The following is a 15,111-nucleotide window of genomic DNA, read 5'->3' as shown; positions in this document are numbered from 1 at the left end:
TTTCTTACACTTTGGCATCAAACATACTCTGACCACTGCTTTTCACCCATGCATCTTGTGCTATCCCATATCCCTTTTCCTGTCCTATGTCATACAACCCGCTACTGTCAAAACCTATTTCCAGCACTAAATCATTTTCTTTATTCCAGCCATTCTTAGCATATTCCAGCCACCTGTTAGAATAAAGTTCATACCCTGCGCCGTTCTTTGCTTTCTCCTTAAACAATGCAAGTAAGTCTGTACCGTCTTCCGCAATAAAAGTACCGTTCCTGTATGCCGCATTGCGTATATCATACCCTGTTGTATTATATACTTCATGCCATAAAGAATATTGGTTTGCCTTTATTGTATTTGCCTGCAGATTGACAATTTCATTATCTGCATCATGCATACAGAGCCACGCATGTGTCCATATGTTTTTTGCATTATCTCCCTCATTCAGCAGTTTCTCTATCAGTGATAAAGTATCTTTATCTGTATTTCCTGACACGTTTAATTGATATGTATACGGATTAACAGAAAATTTCAAGTCTATTTGTTTCGATAAGGATATCCCATGACTGGAAAACAGCTCTGAAATCTGCTGGTTTATAACACTTCGGGCATACTGCTTTTCCTTATCCGTGTTACGGCTGTAGCCCGTACTTCTTGAACCGCCTGTATATAAGTCCTTGTAATCCTTCAAAGCATAATCATACCGGGCAAATCCGCCTACAGGTTTTCCTCCTGTCTGCAGCATTCTTTTTTCTGTACGGTAAGCTATGGAACGCTGGTCTGCCGTCATGTATGAGCAAAAGTTGGGAGAGGTCACATCGCAGTATTTTGACCTTACATATGCCATCGGATCGGAATGTGACATATTTTCCCTGTACATTTTATCATAATGCTCCCGCAGAACTTTTTGTACAAAACGGTCTTCCTCCGTAAATCCATCATATTGATAGCCTACAGTTGTGCCAGCACTGGAATCAGCAGGCAGGTTATTAAAATCCCTGCCCGCTGGTATTTTACTATAATAATCCGAATTATTTATAACAACCATTTTATAACCCCGCTTTTGTTTGCTGTATGCTTTCTATATCAGACCTGCACGTCTAATGAACTGCCGGAAACAGATGACCGCTTCACAAATGTATTGCCGCTTTTCACAAGTGTGCTTTCTACGGATTCCCTTGTAACACTGTCTAAAATGGAAGGGTCAAACGGCTGCCCCGGCTCCCATTTTGGATTAGCCGCCTTGACTGCCGCATACATAGCAGAACGGTATTTGCCCTCATACTGCTGCAGCGTCCATGTTCCTTTTGCCCTGTCCTCTTTTTTGACGCTTAACTGGTATTCCCTGAATATCTGTGACCTTTTTGTTGTGTCACCATTAGAGATTCCATTCTCCTGAATGAACTCCCTTTTTACGTTGTCAAACATCTTCTGCCTCATATCGTCAGATACGGGTATCAGTTGCTGCCATGTTGAGCGGTCAACCTTTCCGTCCTCCCCATGGTACATTCCCGGAACGACAACCCCGCCCGGTCCGATAAAATCCCCATCGGAATTATAATTCTGCATTACATTCCTCATATGCGCTTCACGCCCGCCCATTAACTTGTATAGCATCTTTTGTTCAGGCGTCATCATGGCTTCTTCTTCCATGAGAGCCGCCAAATGATTCTTTGCCGCCGCTTTGTACTGCTTGCTGTTAGTATTGATGCTTTTGTAAGCTGAATTGCTGCCTGCGCCAAACCCACTAATATTCATTGATATAACGATATAACCGCTTCCTCCTTGATAAATATTTGAAATCCCTTTCATACTTTATATATTTTATCGGCAGATTTCTTCAAATTTTTAATAGCATCTGCATTATTCAGTCTATCTGCATTTTAGGTCATTATCGTTTTATCTGTCTGCGCTTACAATGCAAATGAGGTGGTCGCAATGATAGATTATAAAACTATCGGCAGGAAAATCAGGGAGCGGAGAATAGCCTGCAATCTGTCGCAGGAAAAGCTGGCGGAATTATGTGATGTCGGCACAACGCACATATCCCACATTGAAACAGGGAATTGTATTCCGAGCCTGAAAGTGTTTATCGCCATATTAAATGCGTTATCCTGTTCCGCTGATGAACTTTTATGCGATGAACTAAACAGGGCAGAGTACACTTATATCTCTAAAATCACGGATATTTTAGAGGACTGTTCCAGCCATGAACTGATGGTTATTACAGATACCATACAAGCCCTGAAATCTTCCCTGCGTAAATAATCCCACGATTTTTACATTTGTATCAAATGCCGTTGATGTTTTTCATGCGCTCCCTTGCCTGTTCCCTCTGTTCTTCGCTTAGTTTCCTCGGCTTGCGATAACTGACGTGCGATTTTGGGAAAGAATAAGTCTTAGACACTTTGTCCTGCCCTGTCAGTTTGTATGTGTCAGGGAAGTCGGCAACAAACGTGTCCAGTTTCCGCATGACTGCATTATCCCTTGTGTAGAGGGTGGCGGTCTGTTCCCCTGCATTGTAATTGACAACTGCGCAACTGCTCCCATAACATTCCCATCTGCACATAATTTCTTCCCAGTCGGCTCATGTCTTTCACAATGATAGTACCGATATTGCCTTTTTCTACCTCTGCAAGCATGGCTTGCAATCCCTCACGCTCAAAGGTCGTGCCGGAAATACCGTCATCAGTAAAATGGCGTATGCCCGTAAAACCGTTCTTTTCCGCATAATCCTCCAACATTGCCTTTTGGTTGGATATGCTGTTGCTCTCGCCCTGTAACTCGTCATCATGGCTCAATCTCTCGTATAATGCTGTTAAATCGTGACTCATAATCAATTCCCTCCTTTCCGCCAGTACCGCATAAATGCTATGCTGTGGCTGTTTTGTACTTATTTTGATTAAGAAGTCTTTTATATTTTATAACTCCATGAACAAAACGAGACTTCTTCGGAGGTCTCGTTCTGTTTATGCCGGAAAAACAGAGACAGTGTCAGGAAGAAAAACCGGAGGCCAAAGCTGTAGGCAGGCGGAAGGCTTTTGGGATTCACAACATGCATTGAGGTAGTTTCTTTTTTGTTCCAGTCCAATTGATTGTACTCTCTCAACTTTGCGGAGGACATCATCCGTGATGCCGAGGCGGAATTGGACGAAGAAGAAAACACCGGAAACATAAGATGATGATAAACCGGACATTTCCGGTATTGTTTTTCTTAAGTTAATTTTCTTTATAAAGTGCAAGGAAATCTATTTCATTCTTTAGAGTGAAATGCTATAATAACTTAGTCATTGACAAAACGAAAATCTGGGGGACAACAATGCAAAGTGTAAGAATTTATGAAATGCCGGCCTGTAAAATGGTTTCGTCTGGAACAGGTATGTTCGGAGAGGGGAATTTCAATCTACTCGACGAATGGTTATCTTCACAAAAAAGAGGGTTATTTCCGAAAGATTTCCTATTTTGGGCAGGAGAGGGTTTTGTCTGGCTGTATATGTATGAAGATGGAATGAATGTTCCAAACGAATTTGAAATAATAGACTTCAAAGGCGGTCTTTATGCTGTAGCAACGGACATAGACCAGAAGACAGATAAGGGGCTAATGGACACAGAGATTGACCAGTTTCTAAGCGAAAATGGATTTAAACGTGACACATCACGTTCAGAATTAGGAAATATAATTACGCCGCCGCTTGCGAAAAAAATAATGGGGTATGAACAGATGGACTATTATATCCCGATAAAAGCAAAATAAATCCCGGTTTTGCGGTGCGGTAAAGGCAGTAAATTGGGATTGGAGGGCGGCTATGTATGAGAGAATGCTGAATAAGCAGCATATTCCAACCGTAGAGGAAATGACAACATATTGTTCGGAAAATGCAGAACGCTTTTCCAGGATAAATGATTGGCTAACGACTATGTTTCATACAGATCAGAAAGTTGTTTTCCCTTATGGCAATAAATACGGTTGGGGAATCGGACATTATAAAAAGAAAAAGCTTATGTGTAATATCTTTGCTGAAGATGGCGCATTTACAGTTATGATGAGATTAACGGATGTGCAGTATGCAGCGGTTTATGGGGAGCTGAAAAAATACACCCAGGAACACATTGATAATAAATATCCTTGTGGTGATGGCGGCTGGATACATTATCGGGTTATCTGCCAGGAACATTATGAAGATATTGTGAAACTGTTAGAGGCAAAATGTTTATAACAATCAATCCTGTAAAATTCCATTTTTGACACGTTCCCAATGGTTGAATATTATGGTTTTTTAAGTTGGTATGCATGAGTATTGTTATTTGTATGTTCCAGTGCGGGAAATTAATTTGTAGAGTTGTGCAAACAGCAAACTGAATAACCGCCGCCCGTCACAGCGGCACACCAAGACAAGAAATTATGAAAAAAGTTTCCTGTTTTTCGTTCTTCCATTTTCGGAATTACGAATCCGTGGAAAGCGAGCTGATAAATATACATTGCAAGCGTCAGGCGTATAGTTCATAATCAATCATAACCACAAAAAGATAATTGTGATGTGGTCATTGGGTGGATGCCGATTGAGAAAATTCGAGATGTAACGATATATCCCGAATTCCTAAAAGAAGAAATATATCATTTAGATGAGCCGACAAAACATTTCGTATCAAAGGGATGATTCCCTGGCCTGTTGTGCCGGTTGGTACAAAATAATCAAAAAATAAAAGGCTGTGGAGCGAAGGAAAAACCAAAATGAAAAGCCGGAAAAAGACGAAATACAATCTCTTTGTATTCCTGCGGGATATGATAAAAATGATACCTTTCCATACAGGATATCTCTTGCTGGTTGCCGTAATCAATGCCTTTCTGCCGACGGTGCAGGCGCTTGCAATCGCGGAATTCGTGAACCGTGTGGAAGGGGCATATGGCGGCGCGCTGGGCGTCCGTATGGTCTTAGTGCCCCTTATCCTATTGCTTGGGATAGTGGTTTTCAAGCAGATGATACCATCTGTCTCAAACCTGGTCAACGCATCGGCGCAGAACCGTTTAAAGACCATGTTAAGGAACCGGTTCATGAAGAAGCAGGCGGCGCTTCAATACAGGTACATAGAGGACAGCCAGTCCTGCGCATTGATATACCGTGTCTGCGGAGAGGTAGAGGGCCGTTTCTGGGCGGGTTACCAAACGGTCTGTAACGGGATTGAGCTGGTGGTAAAATGCGTGGCCCTTATGAGCATCGTCATGCAGGCAAGCGTTCTGAGCGGCGCGGCGATTTTGCTGGTGAGCGTCCCGCTTTTTTCTCTGGCCTATAGAACCGGCAGACAGAATTACGTCCTGCAAAAAGACGCGGTGGAGGTCAAAAGACGGTATCAATATCTGTCCGCAATCCTGTCGGACAGAGACCATGCGAAAGAGCGGACCCTGTTCGGGTATTCCGGACAGATAACGAAGGAGTATGACCGTCTCAGCGACTATGCGAACCAGAAGGAGGCTGCCATCGAGAAGAAGAGATATGCCAATATGAAGAGCGGCTCGCTGACCATGGTCATGCTGGCAGTGATTATCATGCTGCTGCTCCTTCCCGCCCTGAGCAGCGGGAAGCTGTCGAACGGGTTATATGTGGGACTTGTGACCTCTATTTTGAACCTTGTCCAGGGCATGTCGTGGAATCTGTCAGGCATCATGCAGGGGGTTGCGGATTTCAATGCGTACCTGAAGGATGTGAACGTTTTTTGGGCCATGGAGGAGAAAGAGGACGCCGCTGCGGAACCGTTGAAGATTCCGGGATTCCGGGTGGAATCGATTGAATTCAGGAAGGTGTCCTTCCGCTATCCGGGGCGGGAGGAGTATGTGCTCAGGGACTGCTCGTTTGTGTTCCGGGGAAATAAGTGCTATGCGGTGGTGGGCAGGAACGGCGCGGGCAAATCCACGCTCACGAAGCTGCTGACCGGATTGTACGAGGAGTATCAGGGGCAGATTCTGATTAATGGAAAGGACTTGCGGGAATACCGATATGGGGAGCTGAAGTGGATGTTCTCTGTGGTGTTTCAGGATTTCGCCCGGTATGCTTTGTCGTTCCGGGACAATATCCTGGTGGGGAACGTGAAGGAGGACAAGGAGCAGCTGCTGGAGCAGGTCATGGAAAAAATGGAATTGGGAGCCTGTGTACAGGAGCTGCCTTGGGGGTTAGACAGCAAGCTGGGGAAACTGGAGAAGGACGGCGTGGATCTGTCCGGAGGCCAGTGGCAGAAATTAGCGATTGCAAGGCTTTTGTACAGCGAAGCCCCAATCAACATTCTGGACGAGCCGACCGCGGCCCTGGATCCCAAAGGGGAGGCAAAGGTGTATGAGATGTTCTGGCAGGTCACAATGGAAGGAGAGCGCTCCAAGGAAGAAGGGATTTCCAAGGAAGAAGAGCATTCCATGGAAAAGTTCACGATTCTGATCACGCACAGGTTGGGCGCTGCGCGCATGGCGGACGAGATTCTGGTATTGGATCAGGGAAAGATTGTCGAGCAGGGGACGCATAAAGCTTTGATTGGATTGGAGAACGGGCTTTATAAGGAGATGTTCGACAGTCAGAGGTGTTGGTATGAGACATAAGAATTTTATTTACAATAATCTGGTGGGCATAAGGCTTCTGTACAGGATGTTCCCGAAAAGCATTATCTTATACTCGGTATTGCAGATGCTGCACGGCGTTTCCTGGGTCTTGCAGGTCATGAGCGTACAGTATTTTTTTGACGGGATTTCAGAGAATGGGGGAGATATACTACCTCTTGTGGTCAAAATACTGCTGTTAGGAGCGGCATATGCTTTTGCGCAGACTATGAACGGCGTGGCGAACTGTTATGGGCAGATTCTGAACCGAAAGGTCATAAAAGAGACCAATAAGGTTCTGTTCAGGACGATTGACAGGAAGGATGCGATTGCCTTTGAATATGCGGAGGAACTGGATCGGATCAACAAAGCTGTCCGTGGTTCGGAAGGTGTCTTTTGGGTGAGCACTACCATCCTGGATATCCTTTTCTTTTATGCTTTTTATTTTGTGGTGATGAGCTGGTACCTGTTTTCCCTGGCGCCTGTCCTCAGCATCAGCACAGTCATTATTTTCATACCAAACGTGATAACCAGACTGCTGCATATGATATCCTTTGAGCATCTGGAGAATGAGGCCGCGCCTGTCCGGAGGAAGATGGACTATTATGGGGACTGCGTCATCGGAAAAGAGTATTATAAGGAGACCCGCCTGTGGGGATGCGGCAGCTGCTTTTTCGACAGGTACAATCAGATGCTGAAGAAGCTGAACGGATTGCATTTCCGCATGCAGCTCCGGAAGGAAAGGGTGAATTTCTGCATCCATGTCCTGACTGTGGCGGCTTATGGCGCGATTATCGCCATGCTGGTCTATTATGTGCTGGCGGGCATCATTTCCGTGGGGGCGTTTGCGGCGGTCTTTGCTGCGCTCCGTGAGTTTTACGGGTTCATGGACGAAGTGATATCCGAGCGCCTGGCCATCGCCATAGAAAATATGGCCATGGTAAAGAACTACCTTGCGTTCATAGGGGAGGATCCGGGGGAACAGGAGCAGATTGCACTGCCTGAAAAGTTCGAGATACGGCTGGAGGATGTGTCTTTTGCCTACCCGCAGTCTGGGACAGAGGGAGAGAAGTTCGTGCTTTCGGATATCAATCTGCGGATTCCCTGGGGGCAGACGGTTGCTTTGGTAGGAGAGAACGGAAGCGGGAAAAGCACGCTGTGCCATATCATTGCGGGGCTGTATTCGCCTACAAAGGGGACGGTTTCCTATGAGGGCGTGCAGAAGGGCGCCGGACGGATTGTAAGGGGAATCTCTGCGGTTTTTCAGAAGTTCTGCCGTTACAGCATGTCGCTGGGGGAGAATATCAGGATTAGTGACGCTGCCGGCGATCAGTCTGTGGACAGGCTGAATCGGATTTGTGATGACGTTGGCGTAGACCCTGGATGGGCTGGGGGAATGGACGGCATGCTGGGAAGAGAGTTCGGAGGGACGGAACTTTCCGGAGGCCAATGGCAGCGGATCGCAATCGCAAGAGGGATATACAGGAACAACAGCCTTTTGATTCTGGACGAACCTACGGCTGCCATAGATGCCCTGGAAGAGAAGTACCTGTATGAGGAATTTGGCAGACTGTCGCGGAACTGCACTTCGATTATCGTGACCCACCGGCTGGCTTCCGCGCAGATTGCGGACAGGATTCTTGTGATTAAGGAGGGGCGCATTGTGCAGGACGGGAGCCATGATGAGTTGATTGCGGCCGAAGGGGAATATAAGACGATGTATGAGCTGCAGAGACAGTGGTATCAATAGGGAGAAGATATCCGCAGGCATCTGGCATTGGGAGATGGTCAGGAAGCCGGAGAGTCTGCACGCAAAATCACAGGGGTAGAATTTTATGGATGGTTCTTTGTCAACGCCCTGGTGTGTCCGGCGGGTATTGAAAGAAAGCTTCTCCAGTCCCCCGGAATCTCCCGCCCGTTTCGTATGGATCCGTTGATGGCCATCCGGTGAAGAGTTTTGCGGACTCCGCTGATTTTATGCTGCATAACGCTGAATACTGCCTAATGTAATCATGCGATTCAACCAGCCGGCGTTATGCAGTCTGGTTTCACGGCAAGTGAAATCGTTAAGCAGGAAAATCTCATAACAAGAATAAACATAAGCGTGGCAATCGGGGAACCGTGACCTATGTGCGAATATATTATACTGGAGGACTAAAGGCTGAAAACGCAATTTTCTTGCCAGCTTGTCTTTATAGGTTTTGATTTAGGCCAGAGGTGATGGTGTCGTTAATATGCTTTTGTATCTGCGCGGGCGTTTCATCAAAATCATATTTCATCCACTGATAGATGATCCCGAAGTATCCATAGATAAAAAAGGACATAAGATACGAGGCTTGCTTATCGTATGTTTCCCCCGAAGGTATCAAATCCTCAAGCGCACGCATAATGACAGAAATAAGATCATTGTGATAGAGCATTGAAAACAGACGCCTATTTTCATAGATAAATTCTGTCAAATCAGAGTTCTTTCCCTGCTTGCCGATTTCGTGCTTATCCGAATACTGCTCCCATTCATATTTTATCTTGAAAAGGAGCATTTCCTCTTTACTGTTTTTGTTGTCAAAGTATCTGTAAAAAGTAGTTCTGCCGATGTCTGCTTCCTTGCAAATCGAGTTTACATTGATTGTATCAAAGTCTTGGGTCTTCATCAGCTTGATAAGCGCGTCCGCAAGACATAGTTTCATAAATGCTGTTTGATTCTTCTTCATAAAGGAACAAAATCCCCCTTTTTGTACCGCATAGCGTGATGGCGGCATCTTTTTTACTGATTCGCATTGACGCTCCATGGGACCGTCAATATAATATGACTTAAATGAAACAAATGTTTTATATCATGACACTTGTTCCGAAATTATTATATCGAAACCAGATTATTCTGTCAAGCGGAAGGAGATTTATCTATGAGAAAAGTCATGAAAATAGTGGGGCTTGTGATTTTAGCGATTGTCATTTTAATCGTACTTGCAGCGGGATTCCTGCTGACCAAAAACTACATTGATTCCCAAAAGCCCTGGCTGGAGAATGATTACTACACGCAGTTTTGGTCTGATTCGGAATTAGAGAAAAAGTATGCGGGCCTTGGCGGTTATGAAGTATCCCGCGAGGTAGTCCAATCCGAAGATAAGACGATAGGGAATATCCGTATTTGGTATCCATCTGAAATGAAGCATAGTCAAGATGATTATCCGATGATAGTTGTCGTGAACGGCAGCAATACAGCAGCATTAAACTACGGACCCTATTTTGAAAGACTTGCTTCATGGGGATTTATTGTTGTCGGCAATGACGACAGACAGTCGGGAACAGGGACATCCACCTCACGAACGTTGGATTACATGCTGGGGCAGAATCAAAATTCCAACAGCCTGTTTTATGCCAAAATCGATACCCAAAATATCGGAATTGCCGGATATTCACAAGGCGGTGCGGGTGCGCTCAGAGCGGTAACCGAATATGAAAACAGCGGTCTGTACAAAACCATTTTTACAGGCAGCGCAGCGCATTCCTACCTTGCACAGATGTGGGGCGGATATGACGCTTCCAAAGTGTCGATTCCGTGGTTTATGACTGCTGCTGCCGGAAATTCTGATGATACCGGTGCGACGGACGTAGCGAAAGAGTGGCTTGGCGTTGCTCCGCTTTCCTCTTTGGTCGAGAATTATAATGCGATGCCGGACAATGTATGTAAGCTTCGTGCAAGAGTCGCAGGAGCGGAGCATGAGGAAATGCAGATGAAGACCGACGGATATATGACGGCGTGGATGCTATACCAGTTGCGGGGAGATGAAGACGCCGGCAAAGCGCTTATAGGCGAAAACGCGGAAATCCTAAACAACGCCAACTGGCAGGATATCGAGAAGAATAAGTAAGGATCAGACTATGCAAACCCAATGGGTAATCTGTTCCAAGAAAATTTGTCCCGGGCAGAGCTGGCCAGAAGCATCGCCTATCTCCCCCAGGGAAAGAACGTGCCTGACATCTCCGCGGACCGCATGGTCCTCCATGGGCGGTTCCCCTATCTGAACTATCCCAGGAGATACAGGGAGTCGGATTTTCAGATAGCCAGGGAGGCCATGAGACAGATGGGCATAGAGGAGCTGGCCGGGATGCAGATGTCCCGGCTGTCCGGCGGCATGCGGCAGAAGGTGTACCTTGCCATGGCCTTGGCTCAGGAGGCTCCTGCCATCGTCATGGACGAGCCTACCACCTACCTGGACATCGGGCAGCAGATGAAGTTCGCGGGAATCGTCCGGCGGCTGTCCGGGGAGGGCAAGACAATCGTCCTGGTGCTCCACGACATCCTGCTGGCCCTGAAGATTTCCCACCGGATCGCTGCTGTGGCAGAGGGGAGGATCTCCTGGAGCGGCACGCCGGAGGAGATGCTGGAGGAAAATGTGGCGGAGAGACTCTATGGCGTGGCCGTGGGAGCCGTGAGGACGGACGGGGGCGAGCAGTATTACTATAAACTGTAAAACACATGACAGTGTACCATACCATGGATTTGGAGCCGGCGAGGAACCCTATTGAAGATTCAGGCTTCCCCGGCAATTCCTTCTGCACGAAATTCCTCTGGCCGTGAGCCGGATGGGATTGCCGCCTCCGTGGGCTGCTGCATTATCGAGATAGCATCTAGGACTTTTGGAATGATTCAGCATATGCTAAAAACCGCTCTGTAGAAAGGATTCCCTCATGAAAAACCGCATCGTATATTTCCTTGCTGTGACAATGCTTTTTCCCTTTATCGAATCCATAAAGCCTCCGGCTTATTAAATCCTGTTTTATGGTGATGACGGCATTTTTCAGCGTCGGGTTTTCGCCCGTGAGCCGGGCGATATCATTGGCGTATGCAATGGAATCGTTGATTTCAGTCTGGCTTTTCCACCAGATATCTACATTCCAGCGGTCGCCCGATATGCTTGTTTCAAATCCTAAAAATGCCGATTCATTTTCCATATGGAACGCTCCGTCAAAATGGCCTGGCACAAATTTTTTGAGGATCTCTGACGCTAGGCCATAGTAATTTGCCCCATTCAGACTGGACTTATCTATATAAAAGTCCAAATCGTTCCATGTCATGATATTCATCCCATAGCTGCCGACAATATAGGCCTCTCCGTATTTTTTATCCCCCTTTTCCTCCACGGCGAGAGGATTCAGGGAGAAGGAGAACAGCAGGAAGGCCTGCCAGCAGCCGCATGGAGGTCAGGGGCTGATTGGGGGCCAGCTCACCGTTCAGGATCTGGGCTTTGATTTGGACTTTGATCTGCTCATAGGCGGGCATCATGACAGTATACTACACAATGGATCTGGAGCTGGCCAGGAAACCGGCACGAAACTGAGATTTTTGCGAGGAGGCAGAGGATGAAAAACGAAAAGATATATGGCATGGCCTTTGGGAAACTGTACCCCATGCTGATTGCAAAGGCGGAGCGGAAAGGGCGCACCAGAGCGGAGGTGGATGAAGTCATCGGCTGGTTGACCGGGTACAGCAAGGACAGGTTGGCGGAACTTATGGAAAGCGATATCACCTACGGAGACTTCTTTTTACAGGCCCCGGCATTGAATCCGGAGCGCAGACTGATAAAAGGCGTGGTCTGCGGAGTCCGCGTGGAGGATATCGAAGAGCCCCTGATGCAGGAAATCCGCTATCTGGACAAGCTGGTGGACGAGCTTGCCAGAGGGAAGGCGCTGGAGAAGATTCTGCGCAGGTGATGGTTTCCGGGAGAGGGGGATATTATACATCATCGTATTTAGAGGTAATTATCCGAAGCCGGAATCGCAGGGATGAGATGTCTGAATGTGTAGAATGCCGGCACATCGTTTATCGATTTTGCCACAGTGCCGCCGGAGCTGATGAGCTCTTTTCAGCTGATTCCGTATCAGAGTGCGGAGGGGGCGGCTTATAAAGCCCTGGGGGTAGAGTGAGCCGATGGACATGTGCGACAAAAATAGAAAAAAATATTTCCCAAAGCCCAGTTGACAACACTGGACTATTGTGATAGTCTATAAACGAGCTCAGACTATTGCAATAGTCCCTTTTGTATTTTCAGAACACCAAAATTCAGAACACCAAAAACACAACTCACCAAAAAGGAGGTTCCATGGACGGAAAGCTATTTGATTCGGAACTGAAGGTCATGGAGGTTCTGTGGGAACAGGGGCCTACCCTGGCCAAGGACATCGTAGACATACTGGCGGGCCGCATCGGCTGGAACAAGAATACCACCTACACCGTCATCAAGAAATGCATGGAAAAAGGCGCCATCCAGCGCAGCGAGCCCGGCTTCCTGTGCACGCCCCTGGTCACCAGGGAAGAGGTGGCGAAAAGCGAGACAGAACAGCTCATCGACAAGATGTTCGGCGGCTCCAGCGAGCTGTTCTTTTCATCATTTCTGAAGAACCAGGGGATTTCGGAGGCGGAGGCCCTCCGGCTTGCCCGCATGATAGAGGAGGCGAAATAAATGTTACATTTCAGGATGAATATGCCGTTTTACCTGATGGCATTTTACGGGAGCGTCATGATCGCGGCGGTTCTGCTGCTGCGGGCGCTGCTCAAAAATAAGTTGCCAAAGTTCGTGTTCCCCGCGCTCTGGGGCGTGGTGCTGCTGCGTCTGCTGGTGCCCTTTTCCTTAAGCAGCCCCTTAAGCCTGCCGGTGCCTGCCGGGCTGACGGGGCTGTCAGAATCTGTGGCGATACATGAAGATGAGACGACATGGGTTGCAGAGGATTTGCCACAGACGCAGTCCGGCACTGCAGGGTCCGAAGCGACAGGAGGCGATGGGACAGCGCGCGCCTGGGCTTCGGAGAGTCCTGACATCCCAGGCACGGATAACGACACAGCAGTGGCAGAGGAGGGGGTAATGGAAGGATCTTCCGGCTACGTCATGGATACCGGCACTTCCTTCCTGCCGCGAAGTTTTTTCCCGGGAAACAATTCCCTGGGAAGCGATTCCCTGAGAAATGCCCTGCCTGCGCTGTACCTGCTGGGTCTGGCCGCTGTGGCGGGAATCCTGGCATGGCAGAAAATCACCTACGCGAAGAGACTGAAAGGCGGCCTGCTGATGGAGCGCAATGAGACTGTGAACGGGCTGCTGCGGGACATGGGGATGGGCCATGTGCTGGTGTTCACCAATGACGAGATCGCCTCCCCGCTGGCCTGCGGGCTGATCGGCCCCCGCATCTGCCTGCCCACCCGGATGGACTTTGGAAATGCCGTGCTGCTGCGCCATGTGCTTGCCCATGAGGCCATGCATATCAGGCGCAGGGACAACTGGGTGAAAGCCGTCATGCTGGCGGCCGTCGTGCTGCACTGGTACAATCCCCTGGTGTGGCTGATGGCGAAATGCCTGGCTTCCGACCTGGAGGCCGCCTGCGACGCCGCCGTGCTGAAAAAATATGACACAGACCAGCGCAAGAGCTATGCCTACAGTCTGCTGGCCATGGCCGTCAGCGCCAGCCGCAGCTCCCTGCTGTACAGCGCTTTCTCCAAAACCGAGGTAGAGAGGCGGGTGAAGGGGATTCTGGCGTTCCGGAAAGCCTCGGCCTTTGCATTGCTGCTTTCCGTATTGCTGCTGGCGGGGGGCACGGTTGCCTCTGCCACCGGGGGGCAGGCCCCTTTTTCCCATGCCTTGACCAGCTACTGCGCCAGCTCAGGCTCCAGATGGGGCGTGAAGGTGGAAATCACCCGGGACATCGCCCTGGGGCAGCGTCCCCAGAAGCGGGCGGAGGACGCAGTGTTCTCCGTGCTGGACGCGGATGCCTCCCAGGACCCGGACATCATCCGGGAGGCGGTCCAGGCGGCGCTGGCCCGGGAATTCGGCGTGGAGCGGAGCGCCTTTGACGTGTCGGTGAGCCTGTGCCTGGATGCGGAGACAGTGGACGCCCAATACGCCGAATGGGGAATCGAATGCCTGGACAATGGCTTCCTGCGCTACCAGGGGGAGCAGGTGCGCATCTACCGGGACGAGATGCTGGGCTCCTATCAGTCCAGGGAAGACGGAGGTGTAGACATTGCTGTCCGGAGGAACCGCCTGGGAGAGATTACCGCCGTCGACGCCTGGCATGCGGGAGACGATGAATACGACAGGCGCACCAAAGAGCTGGAGAGGCATGACTCCCGCTATTGACAAGACAGTGCCGGACAGGGAGCGCCGGGGAGCAGTGACAGACCGGAAATGCGGAAGGATTGCGGCAGAAATACGGCAAAAAGGTACAGGGAGGAGAGTTGACAAATCCCCGGTTCCGGCCGATAAAAAATATGTATCCCACTATACCCAAAACATATAACAGCAGACACAGCCCCGATGCGCAGGAGACGGTTACTTCGACTTCAGATCGCGGTGTTATGGGTTCGAATCCCATCTGCCGGGAGACCGGCGGTAGCTCAATGGTAGAGCACGACACACCGTCTCCGTCCTTTCTCGGGGCTTTTTCCAGCATGAAAAGGAGAGCGGTATGAAATCAGGCAATCCAACAGAGAATACGGAACTTATTTCCAAAGAGAGAGCTGTTTTGCTCCCGGACAGGAAATCTGA

At 48.7% G+C, this 15,111-nt stretch carries 14 protein-coding genes and 1 pseudogene; 10 read left to right on the top strand and 5 right to left on the bottom strand.

Translation table 11 applies throughout. From position 1 onward, the window contains the following. Positions 1-4: 4 nt before the first annotated feature. Together NFS35_RS18575 and NFS35_RS18570 are read right to left on the bottom strand one after the other, a co-directional pair. Positions 5-1,042, bottom strand: coding sequence for a DUF4885 family protein (locus tag NFS35_RS18575; protein ID WP_251208599.1), 1,038 nt, complete (start codon positions 1,040-1,042; stop codon positions 5-7). Positions 1,043-1,080: 38 nt separating this feature from the next. Next, positions 1,081-1,752, bottom strand: a complete 672-nt coding sequence (locus NFS35_RS18570) for a DUF3879 family protein (protein WP_275564705.1) — start codon at positions 1,750-1,752, stop codon at positions 1,081-1,083. A gap of 180 nt (positions 1,753-1,932) precedes the next feature. On the opposite strand from NFS35_RS18570, the gene NFS35_RS18565 reads away from it, so the two are divergent. Further along, positions 1,933-2,262, top strand: a complete 330-nt coding sequence (locus tag NFS35_RS18565; protein WP_251208598.1) for a helix-turn-helix domain-containing protein — start codon at positions 1,933-1,935, stop codon at positions 2,260-2,262. A 269-nt stretch (positions 2,263-2,531) separates the two neighbouring features. On the opposite strand, the pseudogene NFS35_RS18555 reads toward NFS35_RS18565, so the two are convergent. Beyond that, positions 2,532-2,828 (bottom strand): annotated as a pseudogene (locus NFS35_RS18555) (recombinase family protein); the annotation flags it as partial. A gap of 485 nt (positions 2,829-3,313) precedes the next feature. Between NFS35_RS18555 and NFS35_RS18550 the strand changes: the two are divergent. The 4 genes from NFS35_RS18550 (at position 3,314) to NFS35_RS18535 (ending at position 8,324) form a co-directional block, all read left to right on the top strand. Further along, positions 3,314-3,748, top strand: a complete 435-nt coding sequence (locus NFS35_RS18550; RefSeq protein ID WP_251208596.1) for an AraC family transcriptional regulator — start codon at positions 3,314-3,316, stop codon at positions 3,746-3,748. Positions 3,749-3,800: 52 nt separating this feature from the next. Further along, complete coding sequence (locus tag NFS35_RS18545; RefSeq protein WP_251208595.1) at positions 3,801-4,211, top strand: DUF3788 domain-containing protein; 411 nt, start codon at positions 3,801-3,803, stop codon at positions 4,209-4,211. Positions 4,212-4,726: 515 nt separating this feature from the next. Then, complete coding sequence (locus NFS35_RS18540) at positions 4,727-6,577, top strand: ABC transporter ATP-binding protein (protein WP_251208594.1); 1,851 nt, start codon at positions 4,727-4,729, stop codon at positions 6,575-6,577. Then, complete coding sequence (locus tag NFS35_RS18535) at positions 6,567-8,324, top strand: ABC transporter ATP-binding protein (protein ID WP_251208593.1); 1,758 nt, start codon at positions 6,567-6,569, stop codon at positions 8,322-8,324. The genes NFS35_RS18540 and NFS35_RS18535 overlap by 11 nt, the downstream gene beginning before the upstream one ends. Positions 8,325-8,766: 442 nt before the next feature. Here the strand turns inward: NFS35_RS18535 and NFS35_RS18530 are convergent, their stop codons facing one another. Further along, a complete protein-coding gene (locus tag NFS35_RS18530; protein ID WP_251208592.1) occupies positions 8,767-9,285 on the bottom strand; it encodes a TetR/AcrR family transcriptional regulator in 519 nt (172 codons plus the stop codon). Between the two features lie 192 nt (positions 9,286-9,477). Between NFS35_RS18530 and NFS35_RS18525 the strand changes: the two genes are divergently transcribed. After that, positions 9,478-10,446 (top strand): poly(ethylene terephthalate) hydrolase family protein, encoded by a 969-nt coding sequence (locus NFS35_RS18525; RefSeq protein ID WP_251208591.1) that lies wholly within the window; start codon positions 9,478-9,480, stop codon positions 10,444-10,446. A gap of 21 nt (positions 10,447-10,467) precedes the next feature. Beyond that, entirely contained in the window at positions 10,468-11,049 is a 582-nt protein-coding gene (locus NFS35_RS18520) for an ABC transporter ATP-binding protein (RefSeq protein WP_251208590.1), read from the top strand. 157 nt (positions 11,050-11,206) lie between these two features. On the opposite strand, the gene NFS35_RS18515 is transcribed toward NFS35_RS18520, so the two are convergent. Beyond that, positions 11,207-11,653, bottom strand: a complete 447-nt coding sequence (locus NFS35_RS18515; RefSeq protein ID WP_251208589.1) for a hypothetical protein — start codon at positions 11,651-11,653, stop codon at positions 11,207-11,209. Positions 11,654-11,938: 285 nt separating this feature from the next. Between NFS35_RS18515 and NFS35_RS18505 the strand changes: the two genes are divergently transcribed. The 3 genes from NFS35_RS18505 to NFS35_RS18495 all read left to right on the top strand — a co-directional run bounded on the left by NFS35_RS18505 (position 11,939) and on the right by NFS35_RS18495 (position 14,703). After that, positions 11,939-12,289 carry a DUF2200 domain-containing protein gene (locus NFS35_RS18505; RefSeq protein ID WP_251208588.1) on the top strand — a complete coding sequence of 117 codons (351 nt, stop codon included), beginning with the start codon at positions 11,939-11,941 and terminating at the stop codon, positions 12,287-12,289. Positions 12,290-12,678: 389 nt separating this feature from the next. Beyond that, positions 12,679-13,038: a BlaI/MecI/CopY family transcriptional regulator gene (locus NFS35_RS18500; protein ID WP_251208587.1), complete on the top strand. Its 360-nt coding sequence runs from the start codon at positions 12,679-12,681 to the stop codon at positions 13,036-13,038. Continuing rightward, positions 13,039-14,703, top strand: coding sequence for a M56 family metallopeptidase (locus NFS35_RS18495; protein ID WP_251208586.1), 1,665 nt, complete (start codon positions 13,039-13,041; stop codon positions 14,701-14,703). The last annotated feature ends 408 nt before the right edge of the window (positions 14,704-15,111 follow it).

Origin of the sequence: Acetatifactor aquisgranensis (genome assembly GCF_943193215.1) — a bacterium.
Taxonomy (GTDB): domain Bacteria; phylum Bacillota; class Clostridia; order Lachnospirales; family Lachnospiraceae; genus Acetatifactor; species Acetatifactor aquisgranensis.
Note: the sequence above shows the minus strand (reverse complement) of the source record. Positions and strands in the feature narration are given on the sequence as shown.